Origin of the sequence: Actinoplanes subtropicus (genome assembly GCF_000721705.1) — a bacterium.
GTDB classification, from domain to species: domain Bacteria; phylum Actinomycetota; class Actinomycetes; order Mycobacteriales; family Micromonosporaceae; genus Actinoplanes; species Actinoplanes subtropicus.
The window spans coordinates 293,030-313,877 of sequence record NZ_JOJL01000013.1; the positions used below are offsets into that span (position 1 = coordinate 293,030).

Consider the following 20,848-nt stretch of genomic DNA (forward strand, 5'->3'; position numbering starts at 1 on the left):
CATCGGGAGCCACCGTTTCCGCACCGGCGCGGCGGGTAAAGCGACCGGAGTACCGGAAAGGCGAGGGCATGCCCGGGCACATCGAGGACTACGCACTGATCGGCGACCGGCAGTCGGCCGCGCTGGTGAGCCGGCACGGGTCGATCGACTGGCTGTGCCTGCCCCGGTTCGACTCGACCGCCTGCTTCGCGGCCCTGCTGGGCGACGAGTCCGCCGGGCACTGGCGGATCGCCCCGGCCGGCGCCGGTGCGGCCACCGGCCGGGGCTACCGCGGCGACACGCTGGTGCTGGAGACCGAGTGGCGGACCGCGGAGGGCACCGTCCGGGTCGTCGACTTCATGCCGCCGCGCGGGGAGGCCGCCGACGTCGTCCGCATCGTGGTGGGGGTGTCCGGCGCGGTGCCGATGCACATGGATCTCGTGCTGCGATTCGACTACGGCCGGGTCGTGCCCTGGGTCCGGCGGCAGGGCCCCGACCTGGGCGCGATCGCCGGCCCGGACGCGGTCTGGCTGCGTACCCCGGCACCCCTGCACGGCCGGGACCGCACCACGATCTCGGATTTCACCGTACGGGCCGGGGAGCGGGTGCCGTTCGTGCTGACCCACCAGGTCTCGCACCTGCCCCGGCCCGAGGCGGTCGACCCGGAAGCGGCCCTGGCCGACACGGAACGCTACTGGCAGGACTGGATCTCGCGGTGCGACTACGACGGCCGGTGGCCCGAGGCGGTGCGGCGCTCGCTGCTGTTGCTGAAGGCCCTGACGTACGCACCGACCGGCGGCATCCTGGCGGCGGCCACCACGTCGCTGCCCGAGCAGATCGGCGGCCCGCGGAACTGGGACTACCGGTACTGCTGGCTGCGCGACGCCACCTTCACCCTGCAGGCGCTGCTGGGCACCGGCTACGTCGCCGAGGCAAGAGCCTGGCGCGAGTGGCTGCTGCGCGCGGTCGCCGGGGATCCGGCCGACCTGCAGATCATGTACGGCGTGGACGGCACCCGCCGGCTGCCCGAGTACACGCTCGACTGGATCGAGGGATATCAGGGCTCGGGCCCGGTCCGGGTCGGCAACGCCGCCGCCGGGCAGTTCCAGCTGGACGTGTGGGGCGAGGTCCTCGACGGCCTGCACCTGTCCCGCGAGGCCGGCATCTCCACCACCGATGCCGCCTGGGACCTGCAGAAGGCGCTGCTGGACTACCTCGAGGGCAACTGGCGCCGGCCGGACAACAGCCTCTGGGAGGTCCGCGGCGACCCGCGCCAGTTCGTCCATTCGAAGGTGATGGCCTGGGCCGGCTTCGACCGCGCGGTGACCGCGGTGCAGCGCCACCGGCTCGACGGCCCGGCCGAGCGGTGGCGCCGCATCCGCGACGAGATCCACGCCGAGGTGTGCGAGAAGGGATTCGACGCGGACCGCAACACCTTCACCCAGTCGTACGGCTCGACCGGGCTGGACGCCGCCCTGCTGCTCATCCCGCGGGTCGGCTTCCTGCCCGCCACCGACTCCCGCGTGGCCGGCACGGTCGAGGCGGTCGAGCGGGAGCTGAGCCACGCCGGTCTGCTGCGGCGTTACCAGCCCGAACACGACCACGTCGACGGCCTGCCCGGCACCGAGGGCGCGTTTCTGGCCTGCACGTTCTGGCTGGTGGACGCCCTGCACGCGATCGGCCGGCGGGCCGACGCCGAGCGGCTGTTCGAGCGGCTGCTCGCCCTGCGCAACGACGTCGGCATGCTGTCCGAGGAGTACGACCCGACCGGCGGGCGCCAGCTCGGCAACACCCCGCAGGCGTTCAGCCTGGTCGGCCTGGTGAACTCGGCCCGGTTGCTGAGCGGAACGACCACCCGCACCTCGGCCGGCGCCGGCGAGCAGCGCACCCGGGCGACCGGGCGCTGACGCCGCGGCTCAGAACGGAGCGGCATCACCCGCGAGGGGACGCACCCCGGCCGGCTCCTGGGGAACGCCGAGGACCATCGGGACCTTGGGCCGAACCGGCGGTCGAGCATCCCCGCGAGCGGTCCGAACACCACCATCATCACGACGGTGGGCAGCAGGAACAGACCGGCCGGCCGCCCAGGAGGCCCTGATGCTGACGCTCCGGTCCTCCGGCGACGAGCGCGTCGACGGCATCCGGGCCTCGATCCTGCGGTCGCTGAGCGAACACCTGGCCACGGCGGCCGGCTCGGCGGACGACGAGCAGGTCCTCCTCCGGGCCCAGATGGTCCTCGCGGCCTCGCTGGGGATGACGCTGCTCCGCTCGGCGGTCCCCGTGCGGCCGATCAACAGCGCCAGGTAGCCGCCCGCGATGATGTTGTGGTCGCTGTGGGTGTACTCGCGACCGCCACCGAGGGCGACCTCGTCGGGCCGTTGTCCATCCTGGTCAACGCGCTGCTACCGGAGGGATCCGCCTGAGGTTCGGCACCTCGCCGAGCCCGGGCGGGGGCCGCCCCGCTTCTCGCACCGCAGCGGGGCCGGCCCCCCACATAGGAGCCGTGCGAAGGATCAGTACCAGTACTTTCGGCCGCCGATCGGACGGCCGACCGCGCCCAGGATCCAGAGCACCGCGCCGACGATCAGCACGATGATGCCGATCGTGTACAGGACCGGCACGTGGAGAAATATGCCGATCAACAGGAGAATAAGGCCCACTATCAGCATGGTCAGCTCCGTTCTCGTTGCGGCGATTCCGACCGCTCAACCCGGGTACCCCATGCCGTCCTCTCCCAATCCTGACCTGCACGCCACTCTCGATGGGTTTCGATGAAATGACGGCGCGGCGGCCGACATGTACGTGATGCCGCGCGGGGAGCCGCCCGGCATCACCGATCGAAGGAGCGACCTTGGCACGCGCACCCGACCCCGCCCTCTTCGAAAGCCTCTACCGGGCCTGCTACGAGGACCTGTTGCGGTACGCCCTGCGCCGCACCGGACGGCCGGAGACCGCCGCCGACGTGGTGGCGGACACGTTCCTGGTCGCGTGGCGGCGGTTCGGCGACATCCCGGCCGGCAGCGCCCGCCCCTGGCTGTTCGGGGTGGCCCGCAACGTGCTGGCCAATCAGCACCGCGCCGAACGCCGCGACACCGACCTCGCCGCCCGGCTCCGCCACGAGCTGAGCGGCGCCACCGTCACCGCGCCCGAGGCGCCCGCCGGCATCGCGTCCGCGTTCGCCACCCTCAACGCCGCCGACCAGGAGCTGCTGCGCCTGGTCGCCTGGGAGGGCCTGTCCGCCGAGGAGCTGGCCGTGGCGCTCGACTGCTCGGCCAACGCCGCCCGCATCCGCCTGCACCGCGCCCGGGCCCGTTTCGCCGGCGCGCTGCGCTCGCCCTCGTTGACGAAATAGTGGGGACAACCATGGAACCCGACCACATGATCCAGCTCCTGTCGCCCGAGCTCGACATCCCGCACGCCGCGGCCGACCCGACCGGCCCGGCCGCCGACGACCTGCTGCGCCGCATCACGTCGGCGCCGCCGCCGGCCGCCCGCCGCCGGTGGGGCCCGCGCCTGGCCGTCGGCGGCGCCCTGGTGACCGGCGTGGCCGCCGCCGTCGTCGCCGCGAGCGTCTGGCTGCCCGACTCCACCCCCGGCGGGCCCGCCCCGGCCCGCGCCACCGCTCTGCGGTTCACCGCCGGCGCGAGGTACCTCGACATCCGCATCCTGGACCCGGCCGCCGACCCACAGCGCTACCGCGCGGAGCTGGCGGCGCACGGCCTCGACATCGACCTGTCGCTGGCCGCCGCCGAGCCCGGCAACGTCGGCCGGGTGATCTTCCAGGAGGAGTCCGGGCCCGGGATCAAGCTGATCGAGGCGCCCGGTGACTGCACGGCCAACGGCGCCTGCGGCGTCGGCGTCCAGGTCCCGCTCGACTATCGGGGGCACGCCAACATCGTCTTCGGCCGCACCCCGCGGCCCGGCGAGACGGTCGAGGGTGACGCGCCGATCCTCGCCCCCGCGCAGAAGGCGCAACTGCACGCGCTGATCGGCCAGAAGGTCGCCGACGCGCGCCGGGAGCTCGCCGCGCACGGCCAGACCCCCAGCTACCGGGTCACCGTCTCGCATTCCGCCGGGCACGGCGTCTGGATCGGCAAGTCGCTGCCGGTCCCCGCCCCCGCGGTGCTGGACACCTGGATCGTGTACGACGTGGCGCCGCTGCCCGGCAACGTCGTGGCGATGTGGGTCTCGAAGGACGGCAAGCCGCAGCACGACTGACCGGATGGGCGAGGACGGCCCCCGCGCCCCTGGCGCGGGGGCTCAGCCGGCGATGGCCTGGGGAAGGAATTCGGCTGCGAACCGTTTCTTCGGGAGCCACCCGCCTCTGGTGACGCAGCCCACGCCAAGAGTTGTTGATGATTCAACATCGGCCCACCATGCTGATTGGTGAAAGTTCAACTACTTAGGAGGTCGGCATGACGATCACGCCTTCGCTCACGGTTCCGGCCGCACGGGTACGCACGCAGATGATGGTGCCGCTGCGGTTCGCGGACGGCTATGCGACCACCGCTGAGGTGTTCACCTTCGGCGGGCTGGCCGACGGCCGCGAGCACCTGGCGCTGGGCCTGGGCGACTGGCGATCGGCACTGCTCGACGCCGCCGGGCCGCTGGTGCGCCCGCACAGCGAGTGCCTGACCGGGGACGTGTTCGGCTCCCAGCGGTGCGACTGCGGCCCGCAGTTGCGCGAGGCGGCCGAGCGGATCACCGACACCGGCGGGTTCCTGCTCTACCTGCGGCAGGAGGGCCGGGGCATCGGCCTCTACGCCAAGCTCGACGCCTACGCGCTGCAGGACGCCGGGCTCGACACGTACGAGGCGAATCTCGCTCTCGGGTACGGCGAGGACGAGCGGGACTACACCGCGGCGGCGCAGATGCTCCTCGCGCTGGGCGCCGACCGGATCCGGCTGCTGAGCAACAACCCGGACAAGGCGATCCAGCTCGACGCGCTGGGCGTGCAGGTCACCGACCGGATCCCGACCGGGGTGCACCTGTCCGGCGCCAACGCCCGCTACCTGTCCACCAAGGTCACGCACACCCACCACACCATCGCCCTGCCGCTGGCCGGCTGATCGCCATGACGCTGCCACTGCCCGCGACGATGCTGTCCGACGTGGACCAGCACTGGCTGAGCGCCGCGATCGACCTGTCCCGGCTGTCGCCGCCCTCGCGCACGCACTACGCCGTGGGAGCCGTCATCGTCGACGGAAGCGGCACCCTGCTGGCCACCGGCTACACCGGCGAAACCGATCCGGCCTACCACGCCGAGGAGGCCGCGCTGGCCAAGCTCGCCGGCCGGCCCGGCGCCACGATCTACACCTCGATGGAGCCCTGCACGGTCCGCCGCTCCCGGCCGGTCCCGTGCGCCCGGCTGATCGTGGCGGCCGGCCTCCACCGGGTCGTGCTCGCCCTGCGCGAGCCCGCCCTGTTCGCCGACTGCGACGGCGTCGCAACCCTGCGCCGGGCCGGGGTCGACGTGGTCGAGCACACCGCCCTGGGTGACCGGGTCCGCGAGATCAACGCCCATCTGCTCGTCCGCTCCGCCGGGGAAGGGATCATGACCGAGTGACCGACGCACCAGCCCCGCGGTGGCTCAGCAGCACCGAGATGGACGCCTGGATGAACCTCGTCCAGGTGCTGATGGTCCTGCCCACCGCCCTGGACCAGCAGCTGCGCGAGGACGCCGGCCTCCCGCACGCGTACTACATGATCCTGGCCACGCTCAGCGGCCGGCCGGGCCGGGCCATGCGGATGACCCAGCTCGCCCGCGGGTCCGGCACCACCACCACCCGGCTCTCGCACGCGGTCACCGCCCTCGAGCAGCGCGGCTGGATCCGGCGCTATCCCTGCCCGAGCGACAAACGCGGCCAGATCGCCGAGCTCACCGACGAGGGCATGGCCGCCCTGCGCGCCGCGGCGCCCGGCCACGTCAGCGAGGTGCGCCGCCTCGTCTTCGACCGCCTCACCGACGAGGACGTCACCCATCTACGCGAGATCGCCGCCAAACTCCTGCCGCCCGGCGCCGACGCCTGAGACGGCGGAGGTGCCGGCCTCGCGGAGCAGGCCGGGAGTGCGGGAACCGATCCGATCGCCCAGGCCGAGAGCGTCCGCGGCGTCGACGGTCGAGCCGGCGCAGGTCATCGTCCGCGAATCCGCGTAGCCGCCCGCGGTTCGCGAATCCGCACCGCGGGGAGTACGCCGGCGGGCCGGGTGGCCCGCCGGCGGGATGGGCTCCGGCTAACTGGCGACGCAGGTGACGGTAGGTGCGGTTCCGCCGGCACCGGTGGCCTGGAAGCCGAACTGGGTGGTGGCACCCGCGCCGAGGCTGCCGTTCCAGCCGGCGTTGGTGGCGGTCACGGCCGTGCCGGACTGGTTGACGGTCGCGCTCCAGCTACTGGTGATCTGCTGGTTGGCGCCGAAGGTCCAGGTCACCTTCCAGCCGTTCGTCGCCGCCGTGCCGGTGTTCCGCACGGTCACGCCGGCCACGAAGCCGGCGCCCCAATCGCTCTGCACGGCATACGTGGCCGCGCAACTGCGCTGCCCACCGCCGCTGCTCGGCGTCGGGCTGGAGGTCGGGCTGGAGGTCGGGCTGGAGGTCGGGCTGGAGGTCGGGCTGGAGGTCGGGCTGGAGGTCGGGCTGGAGGTGGGGCCGGACGGCGTAGGACCGCCGCCGATCGGCGGGTAGGCGTTCTGCAGCAGCATCCGGAACTCGGCGGAGAACCACTGGCCGGCCCGCGGCGCGCCGGACAGCGCGTTGGTCGGGTTGTTGCCGTTCTGCGCGTTGCCGCCGTAACTGGGGTCGCACATCTGGTCGTGGCTGTCACCGTCGGACTCCCCCGGCGGCTTCACCCAGACGTACGCGTCGATGCCGCCGGATCCCACCGGCCTCGGCCGCTCACCGATGCCCGCGCCGTTCTGGTTGCACCAGTCGCCGGCATGCGGACGCCGGTCCACGCGCCCCCCGTTCACGTACGCGTCCACGCTGGTCATCGGCCCGGGCGCGGTCGGGCGGGCCGCGCCGCCCCAGCCGTCGCGGCTGGTGTCGACCAGCATGCCGATGCCCGGGTTGAAGCCGGCGGTCGAGACCAGCATGTCGCGCAACGCGGGCGCGAACGACTGCTCGTCGACGTAGTAGTTCCAGTCGACCCACTTCGACTGGCGAACGGTCGTGCCGTTGACCGAGTCGGTCACCTTGAAATTCGGCTCGACCAGCGGGCTGTAGTTCGCCGTGTTGGTGATGAAGCCGGCCACGTCGTTCACCGTGGCCCCGTTGGCGGTCGCCGCCTGGTGGGCGATCTGGCCGAAGGGCTGGAAGTTGGTGTCCCACCCCAGCCAGCCGTGGTGTCCGGCGTCGACGTAGTTGTACACGTTGGGCAGCGCGCCGAGCTGGGCCAGCGCGTACCCGACGCCCTGGAGGTACTCGCCGGTCGACTTGGCCTTGCGGCAGGCGTCGGTCGAGGTGGCCTGCTGGTCGGCGTTCGTCACCAGGTTGGGCAGCGAGTCCGGCTCGATCACGTTGACGACCCGCAGGTTCGCGTACTTCGGCGTCTTGAGGATGGTCACGATCGGGTCGATGAACTTCGTCTCGTACGTCGACAAGCCGCCCGACGGGATCTCACCGTTCGAGGCGAGCGCGGCGCAGTCGCGGTTGGGCAGGTCGTAGATGACGAGCTGAACCAGGTTGTCGCCCTTGGCGATCGCGTCGTCCAGGTGGGCCGCCAGGCCCATCCTGCCCCCGTCGCCGGCGATCGCGCCCATGTGGTCCATCCACACGAAGGTGGGCTGGTTGGCAATGGCGGCACCGCCGTCCGCGGTGGCGTTCGCCGCCCACTCCGGGTTCACGTAGACCGTCGCCCCGGCGTACGGGTTGTCGAGTTGGCCCGCCGCCTGCGCGGCGTTGGCGGCGAAGACCGACGCGGCACCCACGCCGCATCCGATCACCAGAGCGGCGCCCGCCGCTACCGCTCGGCGCCGTCGTTGCGCTCTCATCATGCTCCTTCCGTGCCGCGGAATACCCCTCGGCACACATCGGTGCTGGGCGACGCCGGTACGACTCGCCAGCAGGTGGGCAATCGACCGCGCCGGTACGTCGCGGCGGCGGCCGGCAACGCGGAACCGGAGAACCGGTGGACGGTCCGGCGCGAACGTGGGTTCCCGGCCGGCGTGCTCGGGAGCCACCGCGAGCACAACGCCGGCCGGGACGACAGATGCGGCTCGGTCAGCCGCTTGCGCACGCCGTTCCGTTGAGCCGGAACGCGCTGGGGTTGCTGTCGTTGGCGGTCCAGGTGCCCTGGAAGCCGAACGACGCGGTGCCGCCGGGCGCGATCGTGCCGTTGTAGCCGGCGTTCGTGGCCGTCACCGCGTTGCCGTTCTGGCTGACGGCGGCGCTCCAGGCGTTGGTGATGTGCTGGTCGCCGGGGAACGCGAAGGCCAGATTCCAGCCGTTGACGGCGCTCGTCCCGGTGTTGGCGACGGTGACGTTGCCGGTGAAGCCGCCGGGCCACTCCGACTTCGTGTAGCTGACCCGGCAGGCGGTCGCCCCGCCACCGGTCCCGCCGCCGCCGGTCCCGCCGCCGTTGAGGCTGTACGAGAAGCCGGTGACCGCGAGGCCGGTGCCGTTGACCCACGGCTCGAACCCGGCCTGCACGCTGGTCAGATACCACGACCGCTGCGCGTACCCGCGGTTGACCATGTCCTGGTAGAAGGACGCGACGGTGAAGCTGATCGACGGGACCGGGCTCTGCCGGACGTACGAAACGACGTTCCAGCCCGAGTTGCCGTACCAGACGTCCCAGGTCGCGCCCGCGATGGAGGCCGTGCCGACCTTGGCGCCGGCGGCGTGCACGGAGCCGGTGTGGTTGAGCCACACCATCAGCTCGGCCCCGGTGTTCTGTCCGTCGGTGCGGGCGGTCGGGTCGAACCAGATGTCGTACGACGCGTCGTACACGCTGCCGTTGTTCGGGTACGACATGCTCACGCTCGTCGAGAGCGTCCCGAACCGGCTGTCGCCGACCGCCATCGGCAGGCCGCTACCCGAGCTGCAATTGCCGTAGTGGCACCCGGCGTAGATCGACGGATAGGCGGCCGGTGCGCCGTTCTGCGGCAGGTTGTGGACGGCGGACGTGACCGTGAAGCCATTGTCGGTCACGTTGATGCACTGGGTCGTCGAGTCACCCCAGACGTTGTTCTGCACGATGTACTTGCCGCCCTGGACGGTGGTCGACCCGTACTGACTGCAGATCTGGGAATCGGCGTACGCCGGCGGCGCGGTGACCGCCGCGGCGAGCGCCAGGAGCGTCGCGGCGAGCACGCCGGACAGTCGTCTCATGGATTCCTCCTACGGTCGCGCCGGTGGACAGCGCGGATCGCGGAATCGCTTCCGATTCGGGCTGGATGCCCCATCACGTTTCCACAGCTAGGAGGCTGTGGGAGCGCTTCCATCTATGTGTATCGCTCTTTGGAGTTCGGCGCAACCGGCAACTAGGCCGAGCGGCGGACGACCAGGCGCGTCGGCAGGATCAGCGACGTGGGCTGCTGGCCGGCGAGCAGGGCGATGAGCATCCGGGCCATCTCCCGGCCGAGGGCGCGCACCGGCTGGTGCACGGTGGTCAGCGGCGGGTCGGTGCGGCCGGCGATCTCGAGGTCGTCGAAGCCCACCACGGCCACGTCCGCCGGCACCCGGTAGCCACGCTCGCGGAGCACCGACAGCCCGCCGGCCGCCATGTTGTCGTTGGCCACGAACACCGCGTCCAGGTCGGGGTGGGTGTCCAGCAGGGCCCGCATCGCCTCGGCACCGCCGCCCACGGTGAAGTCGCCGGCCTCCGCCGCGTACGGCGGCAGGCCGCCGGCCGCCAGCGCGTCGTGGTACCCGCGCAGCCGGGACCGGCCGACCTCGGTGTCGGCCAGCCCGGTGATCGTGGCGATGCGCACCCGGCCGAGCTCGATGAGGTGCTCCACCGCGGTCCGGGCGCCGCCCCGGTTGTCCACATCGGCGAACCACTCCGGCTCGCCGTGCAGCGGCCGGCCGCCGTACACGGCGGGCAGCCCGGACTCCTCCACCAGGCGGACGAGTGGATCGTCGCCGCGGAGGGCGGTCAGCATGACGCCGTCGACCGCGTGGGTGCCCAGCAGACCCTGGAACCGGGCCCGGCCCCGCCCCGACGCGCCCAGGCACAGCACCAGGTGCAGGTCGGTCTCCTCCAGGGCGCCGGAAATGCCGACGATGACCTGGGCGAAGAACGGGTCGGCGAAGATCGCCGGATCGTCGCCGGAGATGGCCAGGGCGATCACGCCGTTCCGCCGGGTGGCCAGCGCCCGCGCCGTACGGCTGGGTGAGTAGCCGAGGTCTCTGATCGCCTTCTCGACGGCCTCCCGCTTGGCCCGGCTGACGTGCGGCGCGTTGTTGATGACCCGCGACGCCGCGGTCATCGACACGCCGGCCCGCGCGGCGACCTCCGCGAGGGTGGGCTGCCGCCGGGGCGAGCCGGCCGGTTTCGCCATGGCATGAGGATGCCACGTGGCACCTCTCCATCATCACGAGGACCCGTCGCCCGCGCCGATCCGCCGGGCCGTCGGCACCCAGATCACGTGCTGCAGCAGGGACAGCGCCAGCGTGAACGGAAGCAGGGTCCCCACGCCCGCGACTCCGGCGATCGCGCCGGCGAGCCAGGGGAACGCCGAGCCGCCGACCACCGATCCCGCGTTCATGACGCCGATCGCGGCGGGTACCAGCCGCGCGGAGGTGAGCCGCGGCGCGATCGCCATCGTGGTGGGGAAGATCGGCCCGAGGAAGAAGCCGAGCAGGACCAGGCCCGCCGCGGCCGCGATCGTGCCCGGCAGGAGCCAGGTCAGCGCGGTGACCAGCGTGACGCCGGCGAGGCAGATCCGCATCAGGCCGGCCGCGGTGAAGCCGAGCCGGCTGACAATCGGGCTGAGCAGGAACCGGCCGGCGGTGAGCCCGAACCAGTACCCGCTGACCACGTACCCGGCGACCGCCGCCGCCTGCCCCCGCGCCCCGACGAGGTAGCCGAACGCCCAGTTTCCCACGCCGATCTCGAGACCCACGTAGACGGTGAGCAGCGCGGCGCCGAGCAGAACGCCCCGCTGCCGGATCGCGAGACCGGTCCGGCCGCCCGGATCCGGCGACCGCGGCCCCGGCTCGGCCGGATCCGGCCCGGTGGGCGGGGGGACGATCAGGAAGCCGGCCGTGAGCGGGACGGCTACCGCACCGAGCACCAGCATGACGGCGGGCCAGGAGGCGGCGGCGACGATCGCGGCGGCCAGCGGCGGACCGAGCAGCGCCCCGACGCCGAAGAACCCGTGCAGCCGGTTGAGCAACGTGGTCGCGCCGGGCAGCGCGGACAGCTCCACGTTGAGCACGGACTCCAGCAGCCCCGTCCCGTAGCCGATGGCGACCTGGAGCACGACCAGCGCCACGAATGCGGGTCGCGTGCCCGCGTACAGGGCGGCCAGGGCGTACCCGCAGCCACCGGTCGCCACCCCGAACCGGATGCCGAATCGGTGAATCAGCGCGCCGGCGGTGATCCCGGCCAGCACGAAGCCGGCCGAGCCGGTGAAGAAGGTGAGGCCGATCGTGGCGCGGGAGACGCCGTAGTCGCCCATCTGCGCGGCCAGCAACACCCCGTTGACGCCGGCGTTCAGACCGACGAGCACGAAGGCGGCGTACGCCAGGAGGACCGGCGCCCTCCGGGCTGGTGTCATCCTCAGTCGGCGTCCGGCCTGAAGATCAGCTGCTGGATTTCCCGGCGGTAGTCGTTGAGGCTGTTGTCGATGTGCACGGCCGCGGCCTGCGCCGCCCGCTCCGGGTCGGCGTCGCGGATCGCCTGGAAGATGGCATCGTGTTCCTCGACCGCCTTGGCACCGTGGCCGCCGATGGAGCCGCGCAGCCCGATCAGACTCGACTGCGCCTGCAGCCGGCGGGCCTCGCGTACGGCGATCTCGAGGAACATGTTGTGCGATGCCGCGGCGATGCTGGTGTGAAAGGCGTCGTCGCCCCGGGTGAACAGGTCCTCGCGGCCCGCGTCCAGTCCCCGGCGACACGTCGCCGCCGCTTCCTCGATGGCCTTCAACTGCGCCGGGGTGGCCCGGCCGGCGGCCAGCCGGCTGGTCTCCATCTCCTGCGTCCGCCGGAACTCGAAGAGCATGTAGACGTGGTCGAGGTCGGTGGGCAGGAAGAACGACGCCCACCGGCCGGAGCCGAGCATGCCCTCGTCGTCGGCCACGAACAGGCCGCGGCCTCGTTCGGCGCGGACCCGGCCGAGAGCGGAGAGGATCTTGACGGCCTCGCGGACGACGGTCCGGCTGGCGCCCAACTGCTTGGCCAGGTCGTGCTCCGTGGGCATCCGGTCGCCGGGACGGAGCTGGAGCCGCGAGATCAGCTCGAGAACCTGCTCGGCGGCGACCTCATAGCCGGGCCGGTAGGCGCCCTCGGCACGACCGGTATCCGTCACGCGGGCTCCTCCGCACCATCGTCAAGAAACCATCGTCTCGAAAAGTAGTACTCATACCGTACCCGGTGCTATCCCTTCGTGGCTCCGGCGACGAGCCCGCGAACCAGGGCCCGCTGGGAGACCAGGAACACGATGGCGACCGGAATGACCGCGAGCAACGTCGCGAGCGCCAATTCCGGCCGGAAGATGTTCACCTGTTGACCGCCCCCGCCGACCGCCGGATTGAAGGACGGGGTGGAGGACAGCAGATTCGAGAGACCGACCTGAATAGGGTATTGCGTCGAGTCGGCCAGGACGGCGTACGGCAGGAAGAAGTTGTTCCAGTCCGCCACGAAACTGAAGAAGAACACCAGGGCGATCACCGGCCTGGCCAACGGCAGGGCGATCCGGCGGAACGTCGCCCATTCGCCGCAGCCGTCGATGCGGGCCGCGTCGAGCAGGTCGCCCGGAAGGGCGGTCGCGTAATAGATGTAGGCGAGATACACGCCGAACGGGAAGAACGCGAACGGCAGGATCACCGAGAGCGCGTTGCCGATCAGGTGCAGCACGTTGAGTTCGAGGAAGATCGGCAGGACCAGCGTCGCGGCCGGCATGATCATCACGACGAGGGTCAGCGTGAGCACCAGGTTCCGGCCCGGGAATCGGAACAGCGCGAGGCCGTAACCGGCGGGAATCGCGGTGACCAGGACGATGGCGGTCGCCCCCAGCGCATAGCCGAGCGAGTTTCCGATCCACATCCGGTAGAGGTGATCGCTGAACGAGTCCAGGTGCTGCCAGGCGAGCGCCAGGTTGTGGAAGGCGCCGAAGGCGAACGGCCCGCGGGCGACGAGGTCCTGGTCCGACTTCGTGGGCGCGAGGATCAGCCAGATCACGGGTACGACGAAGAAGACGGCGAACGCCGCCAGAATCAGGAACCGAACGCCACGGGTGACGAGCCGCATCAATCCTCTGTTCTGAACAGTCCGGTGCGCTTGACGATGAGCACGGCGGCGACGAGTCCGATCGCGATCAGGTCGACCGAGACGGCCGCGGCGCCGTTGAAGTCCCCGTACCGGAAGGCGAGTTGGTAGGCCAGCTGATTCGACGACCAGGTGTCCGGGACCAGCCCGAGGCTGGCCTCGTTCACCAATTGCGGTTCGATGAACAGTTGTGTTCCGGTCGCGACGGAGAGGATCGCCATGTAGGCGACCCATTTGCGGATCAGCGGCAATTTCAGGCGGAGGGCGATCGTCACGGGGCCGGCGCCGTCGATGCGAGCCGCCTCCTCCAGGTCCTGGGGAATGGTGTTCAGCGCGCCGTAAAGGACGACGATCCAGCCACCCGCTCCGGTCCAGAAGGCGATCATCGCGAACACGAACGGCAGCCTGGCCGGCGCGATCGATTCCACGAAGAGGTGCGCTCCGGAGGCCCGCAGCAGCAGCGAACCGGGGCTGACCGAGGGGTCGAGCATGAACAGCCAGACCAGGACGGCCGACGCGCCCGCCAGCGCGCCGGGAATGTAGAAGAGGAAGCGGAAGGTCGAGGTGACCCGGCTGGCGCGGCCGTGCAGCAGCAGCGCCAGCCCGACGACGAGCACGATGAGCGAGGCGAGCCAGACTCCCGTGTACAGCAGGATGTGCTCGAACGCCGGGACGAACCGGTAGTCGCGGAAGGTCCGGGTGAAGTTGCCGAGGCCGGCCATCCCGCCGCCGTCCGTGGTGACCGCGAGGTAGAGGGCGTAGAACATCGGCAGGATGCCGAACACCAGCAGAAACGGCAGATACGGCAGCACGAACAGCAGGCCGTGCGCGCGCGGACCACGCATACCCGTGATCCGCGCGCGCACCCCCCATCGGGCCGGTGCCTTCATCAGCATCACTGCCGGACGACCGTGTATCCCGAGGCCTGCGCGGCCTGCGCCAGGCCGTCGCCGAGCGGTTGCAACAGCGAGCTCAGGGACTTGCCGGCGACCAGCTTGGTGACCACCGTGTTGGACCAGACGGGCTGGTCGGGATAGCTGACCAGATTCCAGCCGGTCCAGACCTGGCCGGCCGCCGCCTTGAGTGCCGGAGCCGGGTCCGCCGCGAAGTACGGGTTGCTGCCCAGCCCCTTCAGCCAGGCGTCGGCGAGCGGACCGTAGGCCGGGTAGCCGGCCCGGGCGTCCTTGCCCGTCGGGTTGAAGACCGTCGTGGCGTACGTGACGAAGTCCGCGGCGCCCTTGAGGTTCTTGGAGTGCTTGGAGATGATCCACGGGCCGCCGCCGACCTGGCCGGTGGTCACCGGTGTCTCGTTCTCCCACTGCAGCGGGGCCGCCGCGGTGATCTGCCCGGCCGGAATGTGCAGCGTCTGGTCGAACAGCGCCTGCGCATACCAGCTCGGCCCGGGCATCAGCAGAACCTTGTCCTTCGCGCCGCCGTACTTACGGGCGAAGTCCGGGGTGAACACGCTCAGCGGCGGAACCGAACCGTTCTGGACCATCGGATCGAGCAGTTGCGCGACCCGGGTGCAGTGCGCGTCCGTCGAGTTGATCAGAAGCTTGTCGCCTTGCAGCTGCTCGAGGGGGCACTGGTTGCCCCAGAGGTAGATCCAGTGGCTGAACGAATCGCCGACATTGCCGACGATGTAGCCGGGGTGTTCGGTGGCGACCTTCGCCCCGAGTGCCGCCCACTGCTGCCAGGTGGTCGGCACCGAGTAGCCGAACTGGGTCATCAGCTTCTTGTTGACCCAGAGCACCACCTGCGCCAGGTTGTCCTGAACGCAGTACTGCGTGCCGTTGATCGTGCACTGGGCGGTCGACGGGGCGGGCCATTGGCTGAGGAGATTGTCCGGAACAAGGCCCTTGACCGGTGCCGCGAACTCGAACGGCTTCTGCGCCATCCACACCGGATCGTTGGCCTGCTCGCTGAAGATCACGTCCGGCCAGCCGTTGCCGGTGCGGTTCCACAGCTGGATCTTCGTCTGCAGCGTGGTCGCACCGTTGCCGTCGCCGTCGAAGGTGACGATGTTGACGTGCATGGTGGGGTGTTCCTTGGCGTACGCCTGCGCCGCCGGCAGGCGGACCGAGTCGACCCAGACGGTCAGTGCATTGGAGCTTTGACTCGGGCTCGTCTTCGGCGAGCCGCCACCGCACGCCGCGATCGCGACCATCCCCGTCGCGACCAGCGATACGAGCACGGACCGCCGTCTCAGCAACCTCATGGCTCTCCCCTCGCTCCAGCTTGTATGACTCATTAGCCTCGTCCGGGGCTGGCGGAGCAACAGATAGGACTGATCTATTTACCATTCTGTTATCGAGGTGGGTGCGTTTATTTACACGTATGACATCAACCCCGGACGAAGCTCACCCCGCCGGGTTGCCTCAGGAGGGGAGCAAGCGCCTAGACTCCGTGGCGGTATAGATCACATCTAGGAGCCATGATGAGTCTGAATCATTTCACCGGGACCGGGACCCGGTAACGCGGACATGCGGATCACCGGGCTTCGCACACTGACCACCGTCCAGGACTGGGGCCGGCCGATCGGGGACGCCAACGGCGTCTTCGCCGCCGGCCGGACGCCGGTGCCGATAGTCCTGGTCGACACCGACGAAGGCGTCACCGGAGTGGGCCTCGGGTCGCACGACGGTGCCGAAACGGTCTTCGCCGCCCTCGAGGGCGAGGATCCCCGGGCAGTCACCGCGCTCTACGACCGCATGCTCCGGCAGACCTTCAAGGCCGGGCACTCCGGAGCCGTCTTCGGCGCCATCGGCGCGCTGGACACGGCCCTGTGGGACATCAAGGCCACGCTGGCCGGCGAGCCGCTCTGGCGGCTTCTCGGCGGGCGGCGCCGCTTCGTGCCGGCGTACGCCTCCGGACTCGACATAGGTCTCGACGACGAGCAGCTCGCGACGCTGTACCAGGCCTACGCGACCCGCGGGCTGGGCGCGGCCAAGCTGAAGGGCGGCCTCGACGTCGACCAGGACCGGCACCGGCTGACCCTGGTCCGGGACGTCCTGGCCGAGGTGAGCGGCCTCCGCCCCGGGCTGATGCTGGACGCGAACGAGTCGTGGAACCGCAAGCAGGCCGTACGGCACGTCGCGGAGCTGGAACGCACGCTCGACCTGACCTGGATCGAGGAGCCCGTCCGCCGGTGGGACGCCGACGGGCTGGCGGCCGTGGGTCGCGGGATCCGGGCCTCCGTCGCCACCGGCGAGAACCTGACCGGCCTGGAACAGTACCGCCCGCTGCTGGCCTCGAACGCGGTGGACATCGTGCAGACGGCGGCGGTCTGGGGGGTGACCCATTTCCTGCGCGTCGCCGCGCTCGCGCACGCCCACGACCTGCCGGTGAGCACCGTCGGCACGACACCGGTCGGGCTGGTGCACGCCGCGACCTCGGTGCCCAACCACATCGTGGCCGAGTTGCAGGACCTGACCCCGCCCGTGGGACTGACCCTGGACCTGCGCATCGAGGACGGCGGCTACGTCCTGGGCGACTCGCCCGGGCTCGGCATCCGGGTGGACGAGTCCGCGATCGCGGCGGCGGGCACGAGCACCCGGCCGACCAGCATCGAGGTGTCCCTCGGGCCGCACGTACGGCCCGAGCACGCCGGTCGGCGCTTCCTGCCGGCACACGACGCACATCAGCCTTCTTGAATATGAAGTTCGTCACTCATAACATGTATGACTGTTAGCGTTCACTTTTCCTTGCCCCAGTCAGGACGTCGCAGTGGAGCAGCCGTTTCCCGGTCAGGACGAGGCACTGGTGGTCGCCGCGCGCGCCGGCGACCGGGCCGCGTTGAACGAGCTGTTCGGCCGTCACCTGCCAATGGTCTACAACCTCGTCCGGCGGACGCTGCCCGACGACCCGGCGGTCGACGACATCGTCCAGGACGTGCTGGTGCGGGCGCTGCGGCAGATCGCCGACCTGCGCTCGGCGGGTAGCTTCCGGCCGTGGCTGGCCGCCATCGCCGTACGGCAGATCGGCAGTCATCTGGCGCGGAAGGAGCTCACGGCCCGGCGTGAGGCGCCGCTGGACACGGCGGCCGGGCGTCCGGACGCCGGCGCCGAGGTGGAAGGGCCGGCGCTGCTGCGGGTGGAGCTGTCGGATCAACGGCGGCAGGTCGGGCACGCGCTGCACTGGATGGGGGCGGACGAGCGGACCGCGTTCTCGCTCTGGTGGCTGGAGCTGGCCGGCGAACTGAGCCGCCCGGAGGTCGCCGCCGCGCTGGGCACGACCGTCGCGCACACCGGCGTACGGATGCAGCGGATGCGTGAGCAGTTGGAGGCGAGCAGGCAGATCGTCGCCGCGCTGGAGGCCATGCCCGGATGCCCGGCGCTCGGCGAGGTCGCGGCCGAGTGGGACGGGACGCCGAGCCCGTACTGGCGAAAGCGGTTCGGGCGCCATGTGCAGTCCTGCCGCGTGTGCGCGCCCGCGCTGGGCCGCCTGCTGCCCGCGGACCGGTTGCTGGCCGGGCTCGTGCTGCTTCCCGTCCCGGTCACGCTCGGAGCCGCGGCGGTGGCCAAGGCCCTCGCCGGCGCCGCGGCCGCGGATTCCGGGGTCAAGGTCGCCTCGGGCATCGGCTCGTGGCTGGTCCGGACGGTCCAGGCGGCGGTCACGCATCCGGTGGCGACGACCGTCACCGCCGGCGTCCTGGCCGTCAGCGTCACGGTCCCGACGACCGGGTGGACCACGTCGACGCCGCTCGCGTCCGGGCGGAGCGGCACGGCCGCGCCCTCCATCGGCGCCGTGGTACCCAGGCCGGCGATCGGCCGGGTGTCGCTGGAATCGGCCGATGCCGCCGGACGATTTGTCGCCGTGACGGGCGACTTCGGGGTGCTGACCGCGGTGGGTCCGGGCAGCGAGGTGGCGGCTCGGGAGCGGGCGAGCCTGCAGGCCGTCGGTGGGCTGGCCGATCCCGCTTGCTTCTCGTTCCGCCGCCCAGACGGCCGCTATTTGCGGCATGCGTCGTTCCGGCTGCGGCTCAGCCCGGACGAGGGGACCGTCCTGTTCCGGCAGGACGCCACGTTCTGCGGCCGCGACGGCCTCCATACCGGATCGGTGTCGCTGGAGTCGTTCAATTACCGTGGCTTTTTCCTGCGCCACGTCGGCGATCAGATGTGGATCGACAAGGACGACGGAAGCGAAACCTTCCGCGCCGACAGCTCATTCTTCGTCCGCCCGCCGTTGGGCTGACCGCCGGACGGCCGGGGTGCCGCCGGATCGTCCGGCGGCACCCCTCATCCCCCTGCCCGCGCCGGCTCGGTCAAGGCACGGCGCAGGTCATCGCCGGCACGCTGTTGGCCCCGTTCCAGGTGCCGAGGAAGCCGAACGTGGTGGACGCACCCGCCGCGAGGCTGCCGTTCCAGGTCTCGTTCGCGACGTTCTGCACGCTGCCGCTGGACGTGTTCCGGCCGCCCCACATCTGGGTGATCGTCTGGCCGTCGGCGAACGTCCAGCTCACCCGCCACCCGGTCAGGGCCGCCGTACCGGCCGTCACGGTGACCTCGGCCTGGAAGCCGCCCTGCCACTGTCCGGTGATCCGGTACGCGGCGGTGCAGGCGCCCGGCTGGACGGTGGGCGACGGGCTCGGCGAGGTCGGTGTCGTCGTGGGTGTCGACGGCGAGGAGGACGTCGTACTCGGCAGTTGCGAGAAGAACCGCCAGATCTCCGGGTACGTCCAGGTCCGGGCGCCGTTGGTCGACGTGGACCCGTCCACCGGCTCGGGCGTGTGGTCGCCGTCGAACGCCGCCCACTCCACCGGGTAACCGGCCCGGCAGCCCGCGTACGCGGTCACGATGTGGGTCAGGCTGCCCTGGGCCGGCTCCGGCGGATTCTGCGGCGTGCATCCGTTGTTGCGGACGAAGGTGTCCCGGATGGACCGGCCCAGCGAGATGTTCAGCACGCTGTCGTGGATGCCGTGGATGCCGAGGTAGGCGACCGGCTGGGTGCCGGGGGCGCAGCCGCTGAGGTTGGCGCCGGAGAGCACCGCGACGGCCCGGAAGACCGCCGGCCGGGCGCACGCGACGGCGTAGCTCATCGAGCCGCCGTAGCTCCAGCCGAGGGCGAACAGCTGGGACGTGTCGACGCACAGGTCGCCCTCGATCAGCGCGGTCAGGTTGTCGACGAGGGTCAGGTCCCGGCCGCCGGTGTTGGCCCAGCCGTTGTCGATGCCTTGCGGGGCGATCAGGATCGCCGAGTTGGCCGACAGCTGCTGAAGTCCGTAGTAGCCGGCGCTCGCCACGTTGCCGGCGGTTCCGTTGAGCCAGTGAAAGGCGAAGATCAGCTTGTACGGGTGGTTGCGGTCGTAGCCGTCCGGGACCCGGAGAATGTAGCTACGGCTCTGACCGCCGCTGGAGATCGTGTGGGTGCCACTGGTCAGCGTGGGCGCCTTGCCGCAGCCGGCGGTCACGGCCGCGTCCGCGGGCGCCGCGGTCACGACCGCCAGGGCCACGGCGCCGGCCAGCACGGCCGCCACCACCCCGCCGGCGAGTTGACGGATGGACATGAGCGAACCTTTCGGGACGGGGAAAGGCACGGGGATAGAGCGAGGATTGCTCGCACCAACAAATGGTGGGCGTTAACATCGCGACGTCCCGGATGCTACGGGAGCGCTCCCATCGATACAAGTAATTGTCCTGCCGACCCCGAAGGGCACTGGTCCATAACACTAATTCAGTAAGTTTTTGCGCCGCAACTTCCGGAGCTGGACCGGACCGGCGGGACCGGCCTTCCACACCTGGCCAGGCATCGAGATCACAAAGTGGCCGCTCGGAGAGGTAGCGCGCCGCCGATAGTTCCGGAACTATTCCGGAAGCTATTGTTTCGGCGAGGTTGCCGTGCCAGCATGACGTGGCATTGAAGGCCGTCTTTGACCAAGAAAAGGAGGCCACCGTGGCAACCAATTCCCCTCCCCCATCCCCGGGCTCCGCGGCGCGCCGATCGTCACGGTTCCGGATGCTGCTCGCGGGCACCGTCGCCACCGTCGCGGCGGCGGGCGTCGTCATGGTGATGCCGGCCGCGAACGCCGCCAGCACCCTGGGCGCGGCGGCCGCGCAATCGGGCCGGTATTTCGGCACCGCGATCGCTGCCGGCCGGCTCGGCGACTCGGCCTACACCACCATCGCCGGGCGCGAGTTCTCCATGGTGACGCCCGAGAACGAGATGAAGCCGGACGCGACCGAGCCGAATCAGAACCAGTTCAACTTCTCCGCGGGCGACCAGGTCTACAACTGGGCGACCCAGCACGGCATGAAGGTCCGCGGCCACACCCTCGCGTGGCACTCCCAGCAGCCGGGCTGGATGCAGCGGCTCACCGGCAGCAGCCTGCGCCAGGCGATGATCAACCACATCAACGGCGTGATGGCCCACTACAAGGGCAAGCTCGCCTACTGGGACGTGGTCAACGAGGCGTTCAACGAGGACGGCAGCCGCCGGCAGTCCAAC

General features: G+C 71.0%; 20 protein-coding genes. 10 read left to right on the forward strand and 10 right to left on the reverse strand.

What is annotated here, in order from left to right:
- Positions 1-68 precede the first annotated feature (68 nt).
- Both IH26_RS0120070 and IH26_RS0120075 read left to right on the forward strand, forming a co-directional pair.
- On the forward strand, positions 69-1,886 hold the full coding sequence (locus tag IH26_RS0120070; protein WP_030437754.1) for a glycoside hydrolase family 15 protein: 1,818 nt from the start codon (positions 69-71) through the stop codon (positions 1,884-1,886).
- Positions 1,887-2,076: 190 nt separating this feature from the next.
- On the forward strand, positions 2,077-2,286 hold the full coding sequence (locus IH26_RS0120075; protein WP_030437755.1) for a hypothetical protein: 210 nt from the start codon (positions 2,077-2,079) through the stop codon (positions 2,284-2,286).
- A 206-nt stretch (positions 2,287-2,492) separates the two neighbouring features.
- Here IH26_RS0120075 and IH26_RS61330 read toward each other — a convergent pair whose 3' ends face one another.
- Positions 2,493-2,639 carry a hypothetical protein gene (locus IH26_RS61330; RefSeq protein ID WP_169789772.1) on the reverse strand — a complete coding sequence of 49 codons (147 nt, stop codon included), beginning with the start codon at positions 2,637-2,639 and terminating at the stop codon, positions 2,493-2,495.
- Positions 2,640-2,830: 191 nt separating this feature from the next.
- Here IH26_RS61330 and IH26_RS0120090 point away from each other — a divergent pair, with 191 nt between their 5' ends.
- The 5 genes from IH26_RS0120090 to IH26_RS0120110 all read left to right on the forward strand — a co-directional run bounded on the left by IH26_RS0120090 (position 2,831) and on the right by IH26_RS0120110 (position 6,009).
- Entirely contained in the window at positions 2,831-3,331 is a 501-nt protein-coding gene (locus IH26_RS0120090) for an RNA polymerase sigma factor (protein ID WP_034215688.1), read from the forward strand.
- Positions 3,332-3,342: 11 nt separating this feature from the next.
- A complete protein-coding gene (locus IH26_RS0120095; RefSeq protein WP_030437757.1) occupies positions 3,343-4,197 on the forward strand; it encodes a hypothetical protein in 855 nt (284 codons plus the stop codon).
- A gap of 197 nt (positions 4,198-4,394) precedes the next feature.
- Positions 4,395-5,048, forward strand: a complete 654-nt coding sequence (locus tag IH26_RS0120100) for a GTP cyclohydrolase II (protein ID WP_030437758.1) — start codon at positions 4,395-4,397, stop codon at positions 5,046-5,048.
- Positions 5,049-5,053: 5 nt separating this feature from the next.
- On the forward strand, positions 5,054-5,545 hold the full coding sequence (locus IH26_RS0120105; protein ID WP_051808311.1) for a cytidine/deoxycytidylate deaminase family protein: 492 nt from the start codon (positions 5,054-5,056) through the stop codon (positions 5,543-5,545).
- Complete coding sequence (locus tag IH26_RS0120110) at positions 5,542-6,009, forward strand: MarR family winged helix-turn-helix transcriptional regulator (RefSeq protein WP_030437760.1); 468 nt, start codon at positions 5,542-5,544, stop codon at positions 6,007-6,009. The genes IH26_RS0120105 and IH26_RS0120110 overlap by 4 nt, the downstream gene beginning before the upstream one ends.
- A gap of 204 nt (positions 6,010-6,213) precedes the next feature.
- Here the strand turns inward: IH26_RS0120110 and IH26_RS0120120 are convergent, their stop codons facing one another.
- The 8 genes from IH26_RS0120120 to IH26_RS0120160 all read right to left on the reverse strand — a co-directional run bounded on the left by IH26_RS0120120 (position 6,214) and on the right by IH26_RS0120160 (position 15,623).
- Entirely contained in the window at positions 6,214-7,902 is a 1,689-nt protein-coding gene (locus IH26_RS0120120) for a glycoside hydrolase family 6 protein (RefSeq protein ID WP_342668292.1), read from the reverse strand.
- A gap of 292 nt (positions 7,903-8,194) precedes the next feature.
- The gene (locus tag IH26_RS0120130) at positions 8,195-9,304 is read right to left on the reverse strand and encodes a glycoside hydrolase family 12 protein (RefSeq protein WP_030437763.1); all 1,110 of its coding nucleotides are present in this window, start codon (positions 9,302-9,304) and stop codon (positions 8,195-8,197) included.
- A gap of 152 nt (positions 9,305-9,456) precedes the next feature.
- Entirely contained in the window at positions 9,457-10,476 is a 1,020-nt protein-coding gene (locus IH26_RS0120135) for a LacI family DNA-binding transcriptional regulator (RefSeq protein WP_030437764.1), read from the reverse strand.
- Positions 10,477-10,509: 33 nt separating this feature from the next.
- Entirely contained in the window at positions 10,510-11,697 is a 1,188-nt protein-coding gene (locus IH26_RS0120140) for an MFS transporter (protein WP_030437765.1), read from the reverse strand.
- 2 nt (positions 11,698-11,699) lie between these two features.
- The gene (locus IH26_RS0120145) at positions 11,700-12,446 is read right to left on the reverse strand and encodes a FadR/GntR family transcriptional regulator (protein WP_030437766.1); all 747 of its coding nucleotides are present in this window, start codon (positions 12,444-12,446) and stop codon (positions 11,700-11,702) included.
- 68 nt (positions 12,447-12,514) lie between these two features.
- Positions 12,515-13,387, reverse strand: a complete 873-nt coding sequence (locus IH26_RS0120150) for a carbohydrate ABC transporter permease (protein WP_030437767.1) — start codon at positions 13,385-13,387, stop codon at positions 12,515-12,517.
- A complete protein-coding gene (locus IH26_RS0120155) occupies positions 13,387-14,250 on the reverse strand; it encodes a carbohydrate ABC transporter permease (RefSeq protein WP_211268700.1) in 864 nt (287 codons plus the stop codon). Before IH26_RS0120155 ends, IH26_RS0120150 begins: the two co-directional genes overlap by 1 nt.
- 50 nt (positions 14,251-14,300) lie before the next feature.
- On the reverse strand, positions 14,301-15,623 hold the full coding sequence (locus IH26_RS0120160; protein WP_211268701.1) for an ABC transporter substrate-binding protein: 1,323 nt from the start codon (positions 15,621-15,623) through the stop codon (positions 14,301-14,303).
- A 265-nt stretch (positions 15,624-15,888) separates the two neighbouring features.
- Between IH26_RS0120160 and IH26_RS0120165 the strand changes: the two genes are divergently transcribed.
- Both IH26_RS0120165 and IH26_RS55965 read left to right on the forward strand, forming a co-directional pair.
- Positions 15,889-17,058 (forward strand): mandelate racemase/muconate lactonizing enzyme family protein, encoded by a 1,170-nt coding sequence (locus IH26_RS0120165; protein WP_030437770.1) that lies wholly within the window; start codon positions 15,889-15,891, stop codon positions 17,056-17,058.
- Positions 17,059-17,131: 73 nt separating this feature from the next.
- A complete protein-coding gene (locus tag IH26_RS55965; RefSeq protein ID WP_030437771.1) occupies positions 17,132-18,598 on the forward strand; it encodes a sigma-70 family RNA polymerase sigma factor in 1,467 nt (488 codons plus the stop codon).
- A 70-nt stretch (positions 18,599-18,668) separates the two neighbouring features.
- Here the strand turns inward: IH26_RS55965 and IH26_RS0120175 are convergent, their stop codons facing one another.
- Positions 18,669-19,910 carry a CE1 family esterase gene (locus tag IH26_RS0120175; protein ID WP_030437772.1) on the reverse strand — a complete coding sequence of 414 codons (1,242 nt, stop codon included), beginning with the start codon at positions 19,908-19,910 and terminating at the stop codon, positions 18,669-18,671.
- Between the two features lie 386 nt (positions 19,911-20,296).
- On the opposite strand from IH26_RS0120175, the gene IH26_RS0120180 reads away from it, so the two are divergent.
- Positions 20,297-20,848 (forward strand): endo-1,4-beta-xylanase (locus tag IH26_RS0120180; RefSeq protein WP_342668293.1); only part of this gene is annotated, 552 nt, incomplete at its 3' end.